Origin of the sequence: Capnocytophaga sp. oral taxon 329 str. F0087 (genome assembly GCF_000213295.2) — a bacterium.
GTDB lineage: Bacteria > Bacteroidota > Bacteroidia > Flavobacteriales > Flavobacteriaceae > Capnocytophaga > Capnocytophaga leadbetteri_A.
This window is the reverse complement of sequence record NZ_KN390076.1, coordinates 1-3,819: the sequence shown is the minus strand read 5'-3', so window position 1 is coordinate 3,819 and position 3,819 is coordinate 1. Positions and strand designations below refer to the sequence as shown.

General features: G+C 43.8%; 1 protein-coding gene. It reads right to left on the bottom strand.

Features of this window, described 5'->3' with window-relative positions:
• Positions 1–280 precede the first annotated feature (280 nt).
• The gene (mfd, locus tag HMPREF9074_RS11270) at positions 281–3,595 is read right to left on the bottom strand and encodes a transcription-repair coupling factor (RefSeq protein ID WP_009389422.1); all 3,315 of its coding nucleotides are present in this window, start codon (positions 3,593–3,595) and stop codon (positions 281–283) included.
• Between the last annotated feature and the right edge of the window lie 224 nt (positions 3,596–3,819).

Sequence of the window (3,819 nt, the reverse complement as noted above, 5' to 3'; positions counted from 1 at the left end):
GTAAAAGCTATATAGGAGAAGTAAATTCCTATAATTATAAAGAAAACACCTGTAATAAAACCAATAACACGCGCCATATCACGACCTAAATAACGGCTTATTTACCCCATAGTACAATTGTTTTGGTAATGTTTATCGGGTTCGTATAGCCAATCCCAGTTTTTTAGAGCACCTATGATGAGGCAAATGCGAGCAAAAGAGCTACAATACCACCAAATGTAATAAGTTTTTTACCTACCCAATTTTTAAATGTTTTCATAGTGTTTAATATTAAATATTATTACGCTTCTATTTGTTGTAGCACTTTTAGGGCTTGATACACAGTATTAATACCGTCAAAGAGTATTAGTAAGCGCAGCCCATTACGGGTTTCTTTCTCTTGCATACGGCATTGGTTAGGGTATCGCTGTACGAAAAGAAGCAATTTTTGGAAGCGCGCACTTTGGTAGAACGGACTATTTTGGTCGGCTATAAAATAACCTGTCATCTTTCCGTTTTTCATCACGAGCTTCTCTATCCCCATACGGGTTGCCAGCCATTTTACGCGTACGCTGTTCAGCAGGTCGATAGCCTGAGGGGGCAACTTGCCAAAACGATCGATAAGGTTGCGCTGATACACCTGTAAGGCTTCCTCATTGGTCAGATTGCTCAGTTCGTTATAAAGGTTGAGTCGTTCGGCTACTCTATTGACATAGGTGTCGGGGAAGAGTAGTTCAAAATCGGTGTCTATTTGAGTATCAGTGAGGTAAGTTTTGTCTTCCTCGGCAGTGCGATATAGTTCTGAAAACTCGTTTTCTTTAAGCTCTGTTATGGCTTCTTGCAATATTTTTTGGTAGGTATCAAACCCTATCTCGTTAATAAAACCACTTTGTTCACCGCCAAGTAGGTCGCCTGCCCCTCTGATTTCTAAGTCTTTCATTGCAATGTTAAGTCCGCTACCCAAGTCGGAGAACTGAGCTATTGCCTCTATACGCTTGCGGGCATCATCGCTCATCGCTATCAGTGGAGGGGTGATGAAGTAGCAAAACGCTTTTTTATTGCTACGCCCTACCCTACCACGCATTTGGTGCAGGTCTGACAAGCCAAAATTATGAGCGTTATTGATAAAAATAGTGTTAGCATTCGGCACATCTAATCCACTCTCAATAATAGTGGTAGCCACCAGCACATCATATGCCCCCTCCATAAAGGCGAGCATCGTCTCTTCCAGCTTCTTACCGTCCATCTGTCCGTGCCCTATAGCTATGCGGGCATCGGGTAGCAAACGCTGTATCATACCGGCAACTTCCTGAATGTTCTCTACGCGGTTGTGCATAAAAAACACCTGTCCGCCGCGTTGTATTTCGTAGCGAATGCCATCGCGTATCACCTCTTCGCTAAAAGGTATCACTTGCGAATCAATAGGATAGCGGTTAGGCGGTGGCGTATTGATAACCGAAAGGTCGCGTGCCGCCATAAGGCTAAACTGCAAGGTTCGCGGTATAGGGGTAGCCGTAAGGGTCAGCACATCGAGGTTTTCTTTTAGGGTTTTGAGCTTGTCTTTCACCCCTACCCCAAACTTCTGTTCCTCATCTACTATCAGCAGTCCCAAGTCTTTATATTGTACCTTTTCGCCCACTATTTGGTGCGTACCGATAACAATGTCGAGTTGTCCTTTGGCGAGTTCTTCCAAAATGATTTTCTTCTCTTTAGCCGTGCGAAAACGATTCAGATAATCGATGCGCACCGGAAAATCTTTCATACGCTGACTAAAAGTCTGGTAGTGCTGAAAAGCCAATACCGTAGTAGGCACTAATACGGCTACCTGCTTGCCGTTATCAACTGCCTTAAAGGCTGCCCTGATAGCCACTTCGGTCTTGCCAAAGCCCACATCGCCGCAGACTAACCTATCCATAGGTTTGGCACTCTCCATATCGGCTTTTACTTCGGCAGTAGCCTTGCTTTGGTCGGGGGTATCTTCGTAGAGGAATGAGGCTTCGAGCTCGTTCTGCATATAGCTGTCGTGTGCAAAAGCATAGCCTTGTGCCTCTTTGCGTTTGGCGTATAGCTGAATAAGGTTGAAAGCAATCTCTTTTACCCTTGCTTTAGTCTTCTGTTTGAGGGCTTTCCACGCTCCTGACCCCAATTTGTATATTTTGGGCGGTTTGCCGTCTTTGCCGTTGTATTTGGTTATCTTGTGCAAGGCGTGAATGCTGACAAATAGCACATCGCGGTCGCCATAAATCAGCTTGATGGCCTCTTGCTGCTTGCCCTCTACTTCTATCTTTTGCAAGCCAGCGAACTTGCCTATACCATGGTCGATATGGGTAACATAGTCGCCTACCTCCAGCTGCATCAGCTCTTTGAGGGTTATCGCTTGCTTTTTAGCATAACCGTTTTTTAGCTGAAATTTATAGTAGCGCTCGAATATTTGGTGGTCAGTAAAAACGTTTATTTTCAGTTCGTTATCTACAAAACCAGCGTGCAACGATAGCTGTACCGTTTGGTAAGCTACTTTCTGCTCCATCTCTTCGAATATATCGTGAAAACGCTTTGCCTGCTGCTCTGTGCCGCACAATATATAGTTCTGATAGCCCTCGGCGTGCTTCTCATTGAGGTAAGCGATGAGCAGCTCGAATTGCCTATTAAACGAGGGTTGTGGAGTGGTGAGGAAAGTGAGTTCAGGCTGTGAAATCCCTATGTGAATGGACTGCAATCGGTTAGCTTGCGCCAAAAGGTCTTCTGTCTGGCAATAGAGTTCCTCTGGGGCAGTACGCTTCACCTCATTGGCTAATTTCTGATAAATATCGGTAGCTTTTGCGAAGAGTTTATCTATTTTCTGTCCTAAAGAGGCTATATCTTTAGCTATAAAGAGCGTTTGCGGACTAATATATTCTAAAAACGACTGTCGCACCTCATCACTTTCCTTATTTTCTACGTTAGGAATGATGATTATCTGCGAAAGTTGTGCAGTAGATAGCTGGCTTTCTACATCAAACGTGCGAATACTCTCTACTTCATTGCCAAAAAACTCTATACGATAGGGTTCGTTATTAGAAAATGAAAAAATATCGACTATCCCCCCACGTACCGAAAACTCACCCGGTTCGGTAACGAAGTCAGTGCGGTTGAACTGATAGCTAAAAAGTACCTCGTTGAGGAACTCAAGGGTAAGCGAATCGCCTTTGGTAATTTTTAGGGTATTCTGTTCTAACTGTTTGCGGGTAATAACTTTCTCGAAAAGGGCTTCAGGGTATGATACTACTATCAGCGGTTTAGTGCTGTGGCTTAGTTGGTGCAACACCTCAGCGCGCAGTAGCACGTTGGCATTATCGGTATCTTCTATCTGATAAGGGCGGCGATAGCTATCGGGGAAGAAAAGCACCCGCTGCTCGCCTACTAAAGTTTCTAAATCGTTGAGCACATAGGCACTTTCCTCTTTGTCGGGCAACAAGACTAACAGCGGGCGATGCGTATGGGTGTATAGGTTTGCCACCACTGCCGACAGCGAGGCACCTGCCAAGCCCCCTACAGTAGTGCTATTCTGCGCCTGCACTTTGGCAAGCAAGGATTTATAAAGGCTACTCTGAGCCAGACTTTGTAATAACTCTTTCACGATGATAATTAAAACTACAAAGTGCAAAGGTACGAAATAATTGTTAATGATTAATGTTTCAAGGTTTATACTTTGTTTATTCTTCGCTTATCGTTCGCTCATCCTTCGCTCATCCTTCGGTGTAGGTATATCTGAAGTAAAGGGAAGATATCCTAAATTCAAGTAATAAAAGTAACTTTTTAATAAGGGTTTGTTTTTAATTTTTGTCTGCTGCAGACAAAAAT